12 protein-coding genes are annotated in these 14547 nt (G+C 70.7%); 4 read left to right on the top strand and 8 right to left on the bottom strand.

Features of this window, described 5'->3' with window-relative positions:
- Nucleotides 1-46 precede the first annotated feature (46 nt).
- From glgB to KUG43_RS12435, 6 genes are all read right to left on the bottom strand, one after another.
- Entirely contained in the window at nucleotides 47-2341 is a 2295-nt protein-coding gene (glgB, locus tag KUG43_RS12460; protein ID WP_216909502.1) for a 1,4-alpha-glucan branching protein GlgB, read from the bottom strand.
- A 51-nt stretch (nucleotides 2342-2392) separates the two neighbouring features.
- A complete protein-coding gene (locus KUG43_RS12455) occupies nucleotides 2393-2893 on the bottom strand; it encodes a DUF3887 domain-containing protein (RefSeq protein WP_216909500.1) in 501 nt (166 codons plus the stop codon).
- A gap of 287 nt (nucleotides 2894-3180) precedes the next feature.
- A complete protein-coding gene (locus KUG43_RS12450; protein ID WP_216909498.1) occupies nucleotides 3181-4785 on the bottom strand; it encodes a CocE/NonD family hydrolase in 1605 nt (534 codons plus the stop codon).
- A 5-nt stretch (nucleotides 4786-4790) separates the two neighbouring features.
- Nucleotides 4791-5009 carry a DUF8664 family protein gene (locus KUG43_RS12445; protein WP_216909496.1) on the bottom strand — a complete coding sequence of 73 codons (219 nt, stop codon included), beginning with the start codon at nucleotides 5007-5009 and terminating at the stop codon, nucleotides 4791-4793.
- A gap of 170 nt (nucleotides 5010-5179) precedes the next feature.
- Nucleotides 5180-5581 carry a DUF4332 domain-containing protein gene (locus KUG43_RS12440; RefSeq protein WP_353618031.1) on the bottom strand — a complete coding sequence of 134 codons (402 nt, stop codon included), beginning with the start codon at nucleotides 5579-5581 and terminating at the stop codon, nucleotides 5180-5182.
- A 6-nt stretch (nucleotides 5582-5587) separates the two neighbouring features.
- Nucleotides 5588-6067, bottom strand: a complete 480-nt coding sequence (locus tag KUG43_RS12435) for a DUF2518 family protein (protein ID WP_216909494.1) — start codon at nucleotides 6065-6067, stop codon at nucleotides 5588-5590.
- 139 nt (nucleotides 6068-6206) lie between these two features.
- Between KUG43_RS12435 and KUG43_RS12430 the strand changes: the two genes are divergently transcribed.
- From KUG43_RS12430 to KUG43_RS12415, 4 genes are read left to right on the top strand one after another with little or no spacing between them, the layout of a single operon-like run.
- The gene (locus KUG43_RS12430) at nucleotides 6207-10469 is read left to right on the top strand and encodes a translocation/assembly module TamB domain-containing protein (protein ID WP_216909491.1); all 4263 of its coding nucleotides are present in this window, start codon (nucleotides 6207-6209) and stop codon (nucleotides 10467-10469) included.
- Nucleotides 10469-11386 carry an ROK family protein gene (locus tag KUG43_RS12425; RefSeq protein ID WP_216909489.1) on the top strand — a complete coding sequence of 306 codons (918 nt, stop codon included), beginning with the start codon at nucleotides 10469-10471 and terminating at the stop codon, nucleotides 11384-11386. The genes KUG43_RS12430 and KUG43_RS12425 overlap by 1 nt, the downstream gene beginning before the upstream one ends.
- A gap of 5 nt (nucleotides 11387-11391) precedes the next feature.
- Entirely contained in the window at nucleotides 11392-12723 is a 1332-nt protein-coding gene (locus tag KUG43_RS12420) for a glutamate-5-semialdehyde dehydrogenase (RefSeq protein ID WP_216909487.1), read from the top strand.
- Nucleotides 12720-13082: a dihydroneopterin aldolase gene (locus tag KUG43_RS12415; protein WP_216909485.1), complete on the top strand. Its 363-nt coding sequence runs from the start codon at nucleotides 12720-12722 to the stop codon at nucleotides 13080-13082. Before KUG43_RS12420 ends, KUG43_RS12415 begins: the two co-directional genes overlap by 4 nt.
- 26 nt (nucleotides 13083-13108) lie before the next feature.
- On the opposite strand, the gene KUG43_RS12410 is transcribed toward KUG43_RS12415, so the two are convergent.
- Both KUG43_RS12410 and KUG43_RS12405 read right to left on the bottom strand, forming a co-directional pair.
- Nucleotides 13109-13273, bottom strand: coding sequence for a hypothetical protein (locus tag KUG43_RS12410; RefSeq protein WP_216909483.1), 165 nt, complete (start codon nucleotides 13271-13273; stop codon nucleotides 13109-13111).
- Between the two features lie 756 nt (nucleotides 13274-14029).
- On the bottom strand, nucleotides 14030-14464 hold the full coding sequence (locus KUG43_RS12405) for a nitrilase-related carbon-nitrogen hydrolase (protein ID WP_216909482.1): 435 nt from the start codon (nucleotides 14462-14464) through the stop codon (nucleotides 14030-14032).
- Between the last annotated feature and the right edge of the window lie 83 nt (nucleotides 14465-14547).

Genomic DNA, 14547 nt, shown 5'->3' with positions numbered 1-14547 from the left:
CCCCGACCTCCCGCCGCTCCTGTCACCAGTCGTGGCATGGGGCCCCTCAGCCCTCGCCGATGGCCGGACGCTGCAGGCTGCGGGACTCGTCCAGGCGGAACACCACCACGCTCAGGGGCGGCAGGCACAGCTCGAGCGAGTTCTGGTAATCGTGGATCGCCCAGGCATCGGTGAAGCGGCCGCCCAGGTTGCCGAGGTTGCTGCCGCCGTAGCGGCTGCTGTCGGTGTTGAACACCTCCGCATAGAAGCCCTCCAACGGCACACCCACGCGGTAATGGGAATGGCTCTGGGGGGTGAAGTTGGCCACCACCACCACCCAGCTGCCGCTGCCGCTGTCGCGGCGCATGAAGCTGATCACCGAATGGCGGTTGTCGTTGCAGTCGATCCACTGGAAGCCGTACTGATCGAAGTCGTCGCCCCACAGCGCTGGCTCGGATTTGTAGAAGACGTTGAGGTCATCCACCAGGTTGAGCAGGCCCGTGTGGGCTTCGTACTGCAGCAGCTCCCACTGCAGATCACCCCAGACGTTCCATTCGGCCCGCTGGCCGAACTCCATGCCCATGAAGATCGTTTTCTTGCCCGGGTGGGTCCACATGTAGGCCAGCAGGGCGCGCACATTGGCGAACTTCTGCCAGTCGTCCCCCGGCATCTTGTGCAGCAGGTTGCTCTTGCCGTGCACCACCTCATCGTGGCTCAGGGCCAGCATGAAGTTCTCGGTGAAGGCGTACCAGATCGAGAAGGTGACGTGGTTCTGGTGGAACTGGCGGAACCAGGGATCCAGCTCGAAGTAATCGAGCATGTCGTGCATCCAGCCCATGTTCCACTTGAGGTTGAACCCCAGGCCGCCCATGTCTGTGGGCTGGGTCACCATCGGCCAGGTGGTGGATTCCTCGGCGATCGACAGGGCGCCGGGGAAGTGCTGGAACAGCACGTGGTTGGCCTGCTGCAGGAAGCGCACCGCTTCCAGATTCTCGCGGCCTCCGTTCTCGTTGGGCAGCCATTCGCCATCCGGACGCAGGTAGTCGCGGTAGAGCATCGACGCCACCGCATCCACCCGGATGCCATCGATGTGAAACTCCTCGAACCAGTAGATGAGGTTGGCGACGAGGAAGTTGCGCACCTCGTTGCGGCTGTAATTGAAGATCAGCGTGCCCCACTCCTTGTGCTCGCCGATGCGGGGGTCGGCATGCTCGTAAAGGTGGGCGCCATCGAAGAAGGCCAGGCCGTGGCTGTCCTTGGGGAAGTGGCCGGGCACCCAGTCGAGGATCACGCCGAGGCCCTCGGCGTGGCAGCGGTCGACGAAGGCGCGGAACTCGTCCGGGCTGCCGAAGCGGCTGGTGGGGGCGTACCAGCCCGTCACCTGATACCCCCAGGAGCCGTCGAAGGGATGCTCGGAAATCGGCATCAGCTCGATGTGGGTGAAGCCGCGCTCCTTCACGTACGGGATCACCCTGTCGGCCAGCTCCGGGTAGGTCATCAACCGGGCGCCCGGTTTCATGTCGGCGGCGGGCACCGGCGGCCGGGCGCTGCCGTCGGCTTCGAGGAAGGGCTGGTCGGCGGCGGCATGCATCCAGCTGCCCAGGTGCATCTCGTACACCGCGATCGGCTGGGGCAGCGGATCGCGGCCATCCCGTTCGGCGAGCCAGGCGCTGTCGTTCCAGTCGTAGGTGCCCAGCTGGGCCACGATCGAGCCGGTGTTCGGCCGGATCTCATGGCGGAAGCCGTAGGGGTCGGCCTTCTGGTAGCAGTGGCCGTTCTGGGCCCTGACCTCGTACTTGTAGGTCTCGCCGACGCCCAGCCCGGGGATAAACAGTTCCCAGGCGCCCCCGAGCCGCTGCTGCATCGGGTGATGGCGGCCATCCCAGCCGTTGAAATGGCCCAGCAGGGCCACGCTGCGGGCATTGGGCGCCCACAGACAGAACTGCACCCCGGCGATGCCGTCCCGTTCGACGACGTGGGCCCCCATGCGCCGCCAGACGTGGTGGTGGTTGCCCTCAGCGAACAGGTGCCGGTCCAGTTCCCCCATCCACTCATGGCGGAAGGCCCAGGGGTCGTGCTGCTCGTGCTCGATGCCGCCCCGTTGCACGTGCAAGCGGTAGCCGCAGCCGGGGTCAGCCTCGAGGCGGGTTTCGAAGATCCAGGGATGGTGGGGGTTGGCCATCGCCAGCCGCTCGCCCCCGAGCAGCAGTTCCACCCCATGGGCGTCCGGCATCCAGGCCCGCACCACCCAGCCACCGCCGTCCAGGGGCTGCGGTCCGAGCACGGAGAAGGGATGGTCGTGGCGACATTCCGCCAGCCGATGGGCATCATCGACCATCCATTCGAGGCTGGACAGGGCCATGGAAGATGGGGCGGGCATGCGCCGGGAGCTTACGTCGGTGGACGCGCCGGCTCAGCGCGGCGGCGAGGGAGGGGCCGGATCCGTGGGGAAATCCACGCCGATGATCTGGTTCTGGGCGTCCAGCGTCACGAACAGGTTGTCCGTGAGCCGATTGAACTCGGTGTTGACGATCACCAGCCGCATGTCCGGGGTGCTCTCCGCCCGGCTGACGCGCTTCACCCGCACGAAATTACCGGTGATGCGCTGCAGGTTGAACCACTTCTGCTGCAGCTGGGCCTGGGAAATCTGCTCCTGCATCACCGGCGACAGGAAGCTGCTGGCGGAGATGAAGTGACCCGCCGAGAGGGCGCTGATGAAGTCCCGCACCACCTTTTCGGCCGGCTGGTCGGTGACGTTGAAGTGATAGCCATCGATCTTGCCGTCGGCATCGATCACCATCAGCAGATCGCGCTGGCCGGCACTGGTGACCAGGGTGGCCTCCACCGTGCTCGAGTCGTAGCCGGGCTGGATGCTGCGGATCGTCCAGCGCAGCAGCTTGGGCTGGGTCTTCATGGTGGCGGCCACCATGCTGGGTGACCCGCTGCAGGGCCGGCGAGAACTGGTTGAAGCGCGCCTGGGCGTCGCCGTTGCGGATCGTGGTCAGGATCCTCTCGGCGGCGGCGCGGGCCTTGGCTTCGCTCAGGGCGGCACTGGGCTGGCCGGTGCTGGTGGGAATCGGCACGGCCTGGGCCCAGGCCCCCCGCGGCGCCAGCACCGCCAGGCTGCTCACGAGCAGCGTCAGGCCGATCAGGGCTCGGCGCGGTTGGGGGCGCGGCATGGGCGACGGGGTTCGGGTCGGCTCAGTTTGCCCGAACCAGGGGGTCCAGGCCCAGCCAGCTGCCGTCCAGGTCCAGCGTCAGGCTGATCACCCGGTGCTCGGCGCTGCTACCACCCGCCGGCAGGCTGCCGTCGCCGGGGTTGACGGCGATCAGGGGCCAGGCCGCCGCCGCCACCGACAACCGCAGCCGCTGGCCAGCGGCCACCAGGGTGGCCAGGGGTTGCAGGGCCACGGTGCGATGGCTCTCGGCGCTGAGCTCCCTGGGGCTGAAGCGGGCCACGCCGGTGCTCAGCTGGCGCACGGATCGCCCATCCGGGCTCACCTCGGAGAGGGCGGCGCAGAGATCGAAGCTGGGCTGGTCGGCGTTCACCCGCAGCTGCAGGCGGAAGATCCCCAGCAGCCAGAGGTCGTGCTCCAAAGGGGCGCTGCTGAAGCAGGCCACATCGGCGCGACGATCCAGGTCAGCGCGCTCCACCGGTCCGGGCACCAGGCCGAGATGGCCGCCCCGGCCGGGCACCGGCCGCCAGGGGTCATGCACCAGCACCACCACGCCACGTCCCGCTGGTTCCGGCCGCAGTTCCCCTTCGTCGCAACGGATCGCCGCCAGGCCACCCGAATGCAGCGACCAGCCGATGGCCGCCCCCTGCGGCTCGCTGGCGTCGCCCGCGCTGTGCCAGGCGCCGCTGGCGCAGCACTGCAGGCGGATGGGGGCCTCGGGGGCGGCCGGCGCGCTGGTGCCAGGAGCCGGATCCTGCAGATGGCGCCGGAAGAAGGCCAGCAGCTCGCTGTCGAGGCCACCGTTCCAGTCGAGGTGGCTCCAGGCGCCGATCAGGAGCCCGGGGCTGCCGCCTGCGGCGCGGGCCCGGGCCCAGAGATCGAGCACGCCGTTCAGGTGCGGGTCGTGCCAGCCACCAATCAGCAGCATCGGTCGGCGCAGCAGCGCCGGCGCCGCGGTGTGGACCGTCCAGCCCTCCGGGACGCAGGGATCCTGCTTCAGCCAGCGCAGGCCCATGCCGGCGGGGTCGTAGCGCTCCAGCAGGGCCAGCCCCTCGTCGCAGAAGTGGCCCTGCTGAAGGCTGCGGCGGATCTGGCGCCAGCCGGCCCCGTCGCCGCGGCGCCGGCAGCCTTCCGCCGCCAGCTGCAGGGCCCAGCCCAGCCCCAGGGCCCACCAGTGGGCGCCGCCTTCGCTGGCCCAGTGCAGGCGTTCGTCGAGGCCGCACATGGCCGGGCTCAGGCAGTCCGGCAGGGCTGCGTCGTCGTTGCCAGCGCTGTTCAGCAGCTGGCTCAGGCCCTGGTAGGAGAAGCCGTAGCTGCCCACCCGGCCGTTGCTGCCCTCCAGCCCCCGGGCCCAGCGGATCGTGGCGGCCCCATCGGCCGCTTCCTGGGCGAAGCCAGCGAAGCAACCATCGGACGCACCACGGCCGCGCACGTCCTGCACCACCACCAGGAACCCGTGGCCGGCGTACCAGCTGGGATGGGCGTAGGTCACGGTGGAGGCGATCGCCCGGCCGTAGGGCTGGCGCATCACCAGCACGGGCCAGGGGCCCTCCCCGTCGGGGTGCCAGAGGCGGCTGGTCAGCCGCACCCCGTCCGCCAGCTGCAGGGTGGCGTCCAGGGTCCGGATCACGGGGATCAGAACACGGTGGAGCAGTGCAGGCCGATCACGTAGGTGGCCAGCACTTCCGCATCCATCGGGCTCAGGCCCCGGCTGCTGGCCAGGCTGGAAATCGACGCCTTGGAGGTGGCCGAGACGCCTTGGGCGTTCAGCTGGCGGAACTGCTGGCAGAGGCTCTGGGCCAGGGCCGGGTTCTGCTTCACCGACTCCAGCAGGGCGGACTGGGCGCGGACCATGGGTGTGGCTACCGCGGTAAGGCAGGTGGCGCACAGCAGGGCGCTGAGGCGCCTGCGAAGGGAGTGGTTCGTGGCTCTAGGGGGAGAACGTCGGGTTGATGGGGGCATCACTGCCTCCGTCCGTTTTCTCCATTCCAGTCACCCCCGCCTGGGTGGCGCCGTCCAGAGGGTCAGTTCGGGGAGCGACCGGAGGCCTGCCTGGCCCGGCGGATCCAGCCCAGCACCAGGGCCAGATCCACCGGGGGCATGGCGGCTCCCGTAAGCCGACGCTGCAGCCGGCCCAGCTGCAGCAGCAGCTGCTGGGGATCGGCGGCGGCCAGCCCGGCGGGGCTGGCGATGCCCCCATGCAGCAACAGGGCCGCCTCTTCCGGGGCCAACCCCACCGCGCTCACCAGCCGGGCCTGACCCCGCAGGCGGATCAGCTTGGCCTCGCTGGCTTCCCCGGAGGCCGCCAGCTGCCGCAGCTGCCCGTCATCCAGCCCGGCCAGGGCCTCCCAGCTCTCGATGCCATCCCGGCGCAGGCGCTGCTGCTCGCGCCGCATGTGGGCCGCTGGCTGGAAGGGGTGGGCCACCAAGGGTCAGACCGCGTCGTCGAGGCTGCTGGTCGCCTCCTGGCGGGTGGTTTCCGCCAGCACCACGGGCCGTGCCAGTCCTGGCTCCACGGCCTCGACCCGCCGCAGTCGCACCCGGACCTGGCTACCAGCGCCGCCACCACTGCCGCCACGCCCACCGCCGCGCAGGTTGCGGGCCACCTGCTCCACGGTGGGGGCCGCCGCCTCGCTCGGCAGATCGGCCGGTGCGGCAGCAATCACCAGATCGGTGCCGTTGTCGAACACGACCGGCACCTGGACTGCCCCCGGCACGCTCACCCGCGGGTTGTAGCTGATGGCGAAGGCGAGGCAGGAGAGCGAGAGCAGGGCCGTGAAGCTGGTGATCCCCACCAGACGGAAGCGAATCCCCCAGCGGGAGAGAAAACCGGCGATGGTCAGCACCGCCAGCACGCCGCTGGCGGCACCCAGCCAGGTGCCGGCCACAAGCAGGATCGGATCAGCGGCCATGGGGCTGGGGAAGGCGTGACAAGCCCCTTATATTGCGGCCGCCATGGACGGCGACCGACCCCGGTGGATGCGTTGGAAGCCTGACAACCAGTCTCTTTTGGCCCGCCGACGCGCGTGGAAGGGACTGCTTGCGGTTGGCTTGGCAGGGGCCAGCCTGGGTCTCGGGGTCTTCTGGTTCGACCGGATCGTCGCTGGCCTCTACGGCCGATTCAGGCCCAGCCTGGAGCGCCAGATCGGCACGGCCATGGGCCGTCCGCTGGCCCTGGGTCCCTACCGGGGCCTGAAGGCCGATGGCTTCTGGATCGGCCCCAGCCGTTTCCTGCCCGGCCGTCAGGACAGCTCCACCGCCACAGTGGAGGCGGTGCGGCTGCGCATCGACCCCATGGCCAGCCTGCTGTTGCGCGGGCCCGTGCTGGATCTGGGCCTCAAGGGGGCCCGCGCCGACCTGCGCCGCAACGCCAGGGGCCAGTTCTGGGTGCTGGGAGCGGTTCCCCCCGGCCGCGAGCCGCCACGGCTCGACCTGCGCCTGGGTCTGCTCCAGCCCGGCGCCGTGCGGGTCTGGGGCGCCGGAGCCACGGCCCGGCCCCTCGATCTGGCCCTTTCGGGCCAGGTGGCCCTGCGCCTGCACCGCCGCGAGATCGACCTGGGCCTGCGGCTGGCCCCCCCGGCCGGTGGCGGCGGCGGATCGCTGCTGCTGGATGGTGGTGGCCAGTGGCAGACGCAGCAGTGGCTGGGCCGGCTGACGGCCCGCCGTTTTCCCCTGGCCCCGCTGCGCTCGCTGTTTCCCTCCGGTGACCGGGCCGGGGGGAGCCTCGCCGGTGTGGCCGAGGGCCGCCTGGGGCTGATGATCAACAAGGGCCTGGCCCGCTGCGACGGCGGCCTGGAGCTGCGGAGCCTGCGCTGGCAGCTGCAGACCGGCTCGGTGCCGCTGACGGCACAGCGGCTGCCCCTGAGCTGCCGCGACAGGGCCCTGATCCTGCCTGCCAGCCCCTGGCGCTTCTGGACCTGGGGCGGCCGTCTGACGGCCAGGGCCGAAGCGGATCGCCGCCTGGATCTCCAGCTCGTCGTCCAGCCGCCACCGCGCCATCCGCTGGGGCGCCAACCCCTGATGGCCGACCTCAAGGGACGCTGGGGCGACGGCCTGCTGCGCCTCACCCGGCTCGATGGCCGGCTGGGTGGCTCCACGCTCAGGGCCAGCGGCAGCGTTGGCCGTTCGCTGGCCCTGGACGCCCGCTGGCGCCTGAATCCCGATGATTTTCCCGCCGCCGCCAAGCTGCCGGAGTGGTTGCGGCAGCCCCTCGCCGGCCGCCTGCGGGCCGATGGCCGCCTGGCGGCGCCGCGCCTGCGGCTGGAGACGGGCCAGGCGTCCCAGCGGCTCCTGGGGCCCTGGCAGGCGGCGCTGGTGTGGCGCGACCGCTTGCTGCGGCTGGAGCGCTTCGAGGCCGACCGCCTCAAGGCCACAGCCCAGCTGCCCCTGTCCTTCCAGGCCGGCAAGGGTCTGGTGGCCGGTCCGCTGCTGGCCCGCGTCGCTGTCCAGGACTACCCCCTGGCCCGCCTCGACCCGCTGCTCGGCACCAGCCTGCAGGGGGAAATGGATGTGGCGGGCACGATCGCCGGGCCCCTGGCGGAACTGCGCCCCGACCTGCAGCTGCGCCTGCAGCAGCCCGGGGCGGGGCCCCTGTTGCTGCGGGAAACCTGGAGCGGCAGCCTCAAGAACCGCTCCCTGGATCTGGCTGCGGTGGCGCCGACGCCCAGCGGCCGCATCACGGCCCTGCTCGACCGGCGCTGGCAGCCGGTGCGGGCCGCGATCGAGCGGGACGGTGGCTTGCTGACCCTCGACGGCCGGCCGGCGGGCTACCGCTGGGTGGCGCGCGCCTTCCCGCTGCGGGGCCTGTCGGTGGCCACCGGACCCAACCGCCGCCTGCGGCGCCTGGAGGGGGACCTCAGCGGCCGTGGCCGGCTGGGGCTGCAGCCCCTCAGCTTCGACGGCCGGGTGGAGCTGCTCTCGCCCCAGTTCCTGGGCGTGGGGGGACGCCGCATTCAGGCCGATGTGGCCTACGACGACCGCCAGTACCGGGTGAAGGGCCGGATCGAGCCCCTCGGCGAGGGCAGCATCGCCGCCACGGTCTCCGGACGCTGGAACGGTCCGTTCCGGGCCCGCTTCGAAGCCCGCCAGCTCTCCACCCTGTTGTTCCGTCAGCTCAACGACGCCTGGCCGATCTGGCGCGGGGCCTCGGCTCCGAAGCGCGGACAGGCCAGCGACCTGGGCAGCCTGGTGATCGACACCATGGCCGGCACGGTCACCGACCAGCTGCTGGCCCTGGCCCAGGCCGAGCAACGGGTCGCCGCCCGTGTCCAGGCGGCCAGCCGGGCCAGCCGGGCGGAGCGGCTCGAGCGGCTGCAGGCCCGGATCGATGCCGACCTGCTGCTCAGCGGCCCTGACTTCGCCCGCACCAGGGCCGACCTCAAGGCCACCGGTCACCTCTGGTACGACCAGGGCGACCGGGCCCAGTCCCTGGCTGGCAAGCCGTTCGAGGTGCGGCTGGAGGGACCGCTCAGCGGCGGCAGCGGCAGCTTCAGCCTCGCCGACCTGCCCCTATCCCTGCTGGCCCTGCTGACGCCCCTGCCGGAGAACCTGCGCGGCAGCCTGGCCGCCCGGGGCCGTTACCGGCTGGGCGGTGCCCGCCCCGAGCTCAGCGTCGACCTGGCGCTGGTCGATGGCCGCCTCGGCGAGCAGGCCCTGGCGCTGGAGCGGGGCCGGGTGGAGCTGAAGGCTGAAGGCATCGGGCTGGATCTGGCCCTGCGGGCCGAAGGGGCTTCCCGCAGCGTCGACCTGTCGGGCACGATCCCGTTGGTGGCGTCCCAGCAGGGGCTGGAGCTGCGCCTGGCCACCCGGGGCGATGGCCTGCGCTTCCTCACCCGGCTGGGGGGGCAGGCCTTCGAGTGGCAGGAGGGTGGTGCCGACCTGCAGCTGCTGGTGCGCGGCAGCCTCGACGATCCGATCGCCAACGGCTTCCTGCGGCTGCGCGACCTCCGCTGCCGCTTCATCGGCCAGGAGGTGCGGGAGGTGGAGGCCACGATCCTGTTCGACTTCGAGCAGCTGGTGGTGCAGGAGTTCCGCGCCCGGGTGGGGCCGAAGGGGGTGGTCGGCGGTGAGGGTCGTCTGGGCTTGTTCCGGCCCCTGGCCCAGGACAAGACCCTGGTGATGAAGCTGGCGGAGGTGCCCTTCTCGGTGCCGCGCCTGGTGGCGGTGGGGGATGGGCAGCTGCACCTGAGCGGCAGCCTGGTGGCTCCCGTTCTCGGCGGCGATGTGGCGATCAGCCGCGGCACGATCAACGTCCAGCCCGGCCAGCTGGCGGCCAGTGCGCCGGTGTCCGATCAGCCGGTGCAGCCGCGCACCATGCCCGAGCTGCTGGAGGCGAAGTGGAACTTCCAGCAGCCCCTGGTGTTGCTGGGACCCGATGTGGAGTCCACCACCGCCGAAGCCCTGCGCGCCTCGGTGCCCCGCTTCCCCTACCTGGCCTTCGAGGACCTGACCCTGCGGCTGGGCCCGGACCTGCGGGTGGTGATCCCCAACATCGCCAACTTCACCACCGCCGGCCGCCTGCGCATCAATGGCCGCCTCGACCCCTCCCTGCGGGCCTCCGGCGTGGTGCGTCTGCTGGGGGGACGGCTCAGCCTGTTCACCACCAGCTTCAGCCTCGATCCCGACGCCCCCAACGTGGCGATCTTCACCCCCTCCATGGGGCTGGTGCCTTACCTCGACATCGCCCTGCGCACCCGCATCTCCGACAGCCTCAGCGTGATCTCTCCGGCCGGGGTGGGGGAGATCGGCCCCTCGGTGCAGAACGCCCCCAACCAGTCCGGTCTGTCGGCCCTCAACCAGCTCAACCTGATCCTGGTGGTGGTGTCGGTGAGCGGGCCGGCCGACCGCATCGCCGAGAACCTCAAGCTGCGCAGCAGTCCGCCCCTGCCCCAGGAGCGGCTGGTGGCCCTGATCGGCGGCAACTCCCTGGCGGGCCTGAGCGGCGGCGGGGCCGGGGCCGCCCTGGCCACGGTGGTGGGCCAGACCCTGCTGTCGCCGCTGCTGTCGTCGCTCAGCGATGCCTTCGGCCAGCGGGTGAGCCTGGCCCTCTATCCCACCTACGTGAACCAGGCGATCGACACCCAGCAGGAAGGCACCACCCGGCGGCGGGTGCCGCCCCAGCTGGTGCTGGGTGCCGAGATCGGCGTCGACATCACCAACCGCTTCAGCATGTCGGTGCTGGCGGCCCCGAACCGCTCCGATGTGCCCCCCCAGGTGACGCTCACCTACAAGGCCTCCGACACCTTCAACCTGCAGACCTCCGTCGACACCGAAGGGGCCTGGCAGTCCCTGCTGCAGGTGTTCCTGCGCTTCTGATGGCGTCGTCCCCCGTACGACCTCCCGGTGAGGCCCAGCTGATCGGCATCGATCTGGGGGGCACGGCCATCAAGCTGGCCCGCTGCGATCCGCAGGGCACGCTGCTTGCCGAGGCCGAGGTGCCCACCCCCCAGCCGGCGATGCCGGGGGCGGTGTGCGTGGCCCTGGCTGAGGCCGTGGGCCAGATCGACCCCGATCGCCTCGCCGGCCGGGTGGGCATCGGTCTGCCGGGGCCCTGCGATGTGGCGGGACGGGTGGCGCGGATCTCGATCAATCTGCCGGGCTGGCGGGACGTGCCCCTGGCCGCCTGGCTGGAAGCCGAACTGGGGCGGCGGGTGATCCTGGGCAATGACGCCAACGCCGCCCTGCTCGGCGAAGCGTGGCTGGGGGCGGCCCGGGGCGTCGACAACGTGTTGTTGCTCACCCTCGGCACCGGTGTGGGCGGGGCGGTGCTGCTCGGCGGCCAGCTGTTCACCGGCCACGGCGGCGCGGCGGCCGAACCGGGCCTGATCGGTGTGGACCCCGATGGCCCCGAATGCCGCAGCGGCAACCGTGGCTCCCTGGAGCAGTTCTGCAGCATCGGCGGCCTGGCCCGCCTCAGCCCTCTCGATCCGCGCGAGCTCTGCCGCCGCGCCGATGCCGGCGACAGCGAGGCCCTGGCGGTGTGGGCGGCCTACGGACGCTTGCTCGGGGTGGGGCTGAGCTCGTTGCTCTACGTGCTCACCCCGCAGCTGGTGCTGATCGGCGGCGGCCTCAGCGCCGCCAGCCACCACTTCCTGCCGGCCGTGTGGCGGGAGGTGGAGCAGCGGGTGCTGGCCGTGAGCCGGGAGGGACTGGTGATCCGCCGCTGCGCCCTCGGCAACGGCGCCGGCCGGCTGGGGGCCGTGCGTCTGGCGCTGGATCGCTTGGGAGGATAGGAGCCATGAGCCAGACCATCACCCCTCCCACCAGCGTCGTGCCGGAGCCCGACCCCCAGCTGCTGCAGCGGGCCGCGGCGGTGCGCCGGGCCGCCATGGCCCTGGGCCAGTGCAGCGACGCCGAACGCCGCGCAGCCGTGACGGCGCTGGCCGACGCCCTCGACGCGGCCAGCGCCGAAATCCTGGAGGCCAACCGGGCTGACCTGGCGGCCGCTGCCGCCGAGGGGCTGGCGCCGGCCCTGGTGGCCCGCCTCAAGCTGGATGGCCCCAAGCTGGCGGGCGCCATCGCCGGCGTGCGCCAGGTGGCGGCCCTGGCCGATCCGCTGGGCCGGCGCCAGCTGCACACCGAACTCGACCAGGGGCTGGTGCTGGAGCGCCTGAGTGTGCCCCTGGGGGTGCTGGGGGTGATCTTCGAGGCCCGGCCCGATGCGGTGATGCAGATCGCCTCGCTGGCGATCCGCTCCGGCAATGGCGCCCTGCTCAAGGGGGGACGGGAGGCCAGCCGCAGCTGCCAGGCGATCGTGGCGGCCCTGCAGCGGGGCCTGGCCGACAGCGCCGTGGCCCCGGGCGCCCTGGAGCTGCTCACCAGCCGCCAGGAGAGCCTGGGGCTGCTGCGGCTCGATGGCCTGGTGGATCTGATCATCCCCCGGGGGTCCAACGCCCTGGTGCGCTTCATCCAGGACAACACCCGCATCCCCGTGCTCGGCCACGCCGACGGCATCTGCCACTTGTATGTGGATCGGGCCGCCGACCCGGCCCTGGCGCTGCGCATCGCCCTCGACAGCAAGACCCAGTACCCGGCGGCCTGCAACGCCATCGAGACCCTGCTGGTGCACCAGGCCATCGCGCCGGCCTTCCTGGCGGTGGCGCTGCCAGCCTTCGCGGCGGCAGGCGTCGAGCTGCGGGGCGATGCGGCCGCCTGCGCCATTGGGGTGGAGCAAGCGGCCGGCCCCGGCGCCTGGGACACGGAGTATTCCGATCTGATCCTCAATGTGAAGGTGGTGGAGGATCTGGAGGCGGCCCTGGAACATGTGCGCCGCCACGGCTCCCGCCACACCGACGCGATCGCCACCACCGATCCGGCGGCCGCCGACCGCTTCCTGCGGGCAGTCGACAGCGCCGGGGTGTTCCTCAACTGCTCCACCCGCTTCGCCGACGGCAACCGCTACGGCTTCGGCGCCGAGGTGGGCATCAGCACCCAGACCCTGCCGCCGCGGGGGCCGGTGGGGCTCGAGGGGCTGGTCACCTACCGCTACCGGCTGCGGGGCGAGGGCCACATCGCCGCCGACTACGCCGAAGGCCGGCGGCAGTTCAGCCACCGCCCCCTGCCCCTGTGAACGAGGCGATCCATGTGCGGGGCCTGCGGCTCTGGGCCCACGTGGGCGTGTACGAGCACGAACGGCTGCACGGCCAGTGGTTCGAGCTGGCCTTCTCCCTGGGGGTCGACCTGGGCGCCGTGGCCCGCAGCGACGACCTCAGCCAGGGTTTCGACTACGGCCGCGGCATCGCCGCGCTGCAGCAGCAGGCCCGCACCATACGCTGCCTCACCCTGGAGCACTACAGCGAGCGGATCCTCGATGCCCTCGAAGCCTGCTACGGCCCCATCCCCCTGGCGTTGGAGCTCAGCAAGTGCCGGGTGCCGGTGCCCGGCTTCGACGGCAGCGTGGCGGTGAGCCGTAGGCGGCGCTGGGGGTGAAGCAGCCCATGGTCACAACGACAGTGTCAGGGGCAGCTCACGATTCCATGGCCGGCCTGCTTCCACTTCTGGAAGCAGATGTTCTGAGCATCCAGGACCAGGGGGCGATAGAGGTCGTTGCGCTGGCCAATGAGCAGCTGCTGTTGGTTGATCCAGGTGCCAGGCGCCGTGAGCGTGGGTGTGAACACCACCGGCTCAGGCCCGTAAATTCCTGCTGCGGTGGCGCTGCCAACCCGCCTACTGCCACTGATGACCAAGACTGGCCCAACTAGCAGGCCAGATAGGGGTGCAGATCGGCTCGGCCCGTCGGGGGATCACTCACTGCGTAAAGGAGGGAGCCTTCTCGCTCGGGGTAACTGCTTACCGGGTAGCCATGTCCGACGTTGGCGCGGTTGGCAAGGAGTTGCTCGAAGGCTCCTCCGCGACGCTCGACCCGGCTTCTGATCCCGACAGCCCCGAGAGCTCGGGGAGCACGGTCAGCTCGTTGGCCAGGGGCTGGCTGCTGCCTAGTTGTGATGAACCTCCGAGCCACTGTGCAGCAGCCAACTGCACAGGCTGATTCCCCATCGTTGCGCAGGAATCGACCGGCGCGCGCCGTAGCGCCAGCAACGGGTTGTAGAGCGAAGGTCGGCGGGGATGATGGTGGTCGCGACCCATCGGTTGAGCCCGGGTGGAAGCGCCTCGGGAGGGACCACGGGCGCCTGGACAAGCTTGAGCCCCTATGGCAACCAGGTGATTGGGTTGCGCTCAATGCCGCTGAGGGTGGCCCCAACCACGAAGACGCCATTGAGCGCACTCATGTGTTGAACGTTGGCGTCCGTGGAGTGGTACAGGCGAGCCTTCGCCGCCGGGGTGCCAGGCATCACACGATCAGAAATCGAGTGCCATCCAATGATCTGAGCTCCCCTCAGGCCTGCCAGCCGGTCGTATTGCCAGTTGGTATCGTCTTAGCAAATGATCAGGGCAATGCGCCCGATCGGTGTGTCAAAGACCCCGACATCGGTGTCGCCAGGCCCGAACAGTTGCACGTCCTGGCCATTGAGTCCGTTCTTGCGGTACTTGCCGATGATGCCATCAGAGCCTAGCAAGACAGCGGTGTTCAAGACGATGCCAGTGATCGCATCTTTCTCGGCAATGACCACGTTCATGATCAGCCCGGTTCGCTTGATCATCGGAAACAAGGCTGCTGTCGCACGACCCGGAATCGTGTCCACATAGGGCGGCAATTCCGCAGGTTCGGTAAAGTCGTCACTACTGATTGTCGTTTCAGGAAACACCACATCGTTCACGCCCTGGGCGGCCACGCGTTCCGCCGCTTGCGCGAGACGACGAATGTTGCTCTCGAGATCACCCCATGCGGGGATGAAGTCGACAGCGGCCACCTTCGGCCACCGTCACCGCTCATTTTCCTTCTTGAGCTGTGGCCGGGTGCACCAGAGCCATGCTCAAAAGGCCTGGAAACAGA

This window comes from Synechococcus sp. CCY 0621, assembly GCF_019038465.1.
Classification (GTDB): Bacteria; Cyanobacteriota; Cyanobacteriia; order PCC-6307; family Cyanobiaceae; genus Cyanobium.
Note: the sequence above shows the minus strand (reverse complement) of the source record. Positions and strands in the feature narration are given on the sequence as shown.

Coding starts and splice junctions, on each gene's coding strand:
- glgB (WP_216909502.1), bottom strand. CDS start 2,341: ATGGCCCTGTCCAGCCTCGAATGGATGGTCGATGATGCCCATCGGCTG.
- KUG43_RS12425 (WP_216909489.1), top strand. CDS start 10,469: ATGGCGTCGTCCCCCGTACGACCTCCCGGTGAGGCCCAGCTGATCGGC.
- KUG43_RS12420 (WP_216909487.1), top strand. CDS start 11,392: ATGAGCCAGACCATCACCCCTCCCACCAGCGTCGTGCCGGAGCCCGAC.
- KUG43_RS12445 (WP_216909496.1), bottom strand. CDS start 5,009: ATGGTCCGCGCCCAGTCCGCCCTGCTGGAGTCGGTGAAGCAGAACCCG.
- KUG43_RS12455 (WP_216909500.1), bottom strand. CDS start 2,893: ATGAAGACCCAGCCCAAGCTGCTGCGCTGGACGATCCGCAGCATCCAG.
- KUG43_RS12435 (WP_216909494.1), bottom strand. CDS start 6,067: ATGGCCGCTGATCCGATCCTGCTTGTGGCCGGCACCTGGCTGGGTGCC.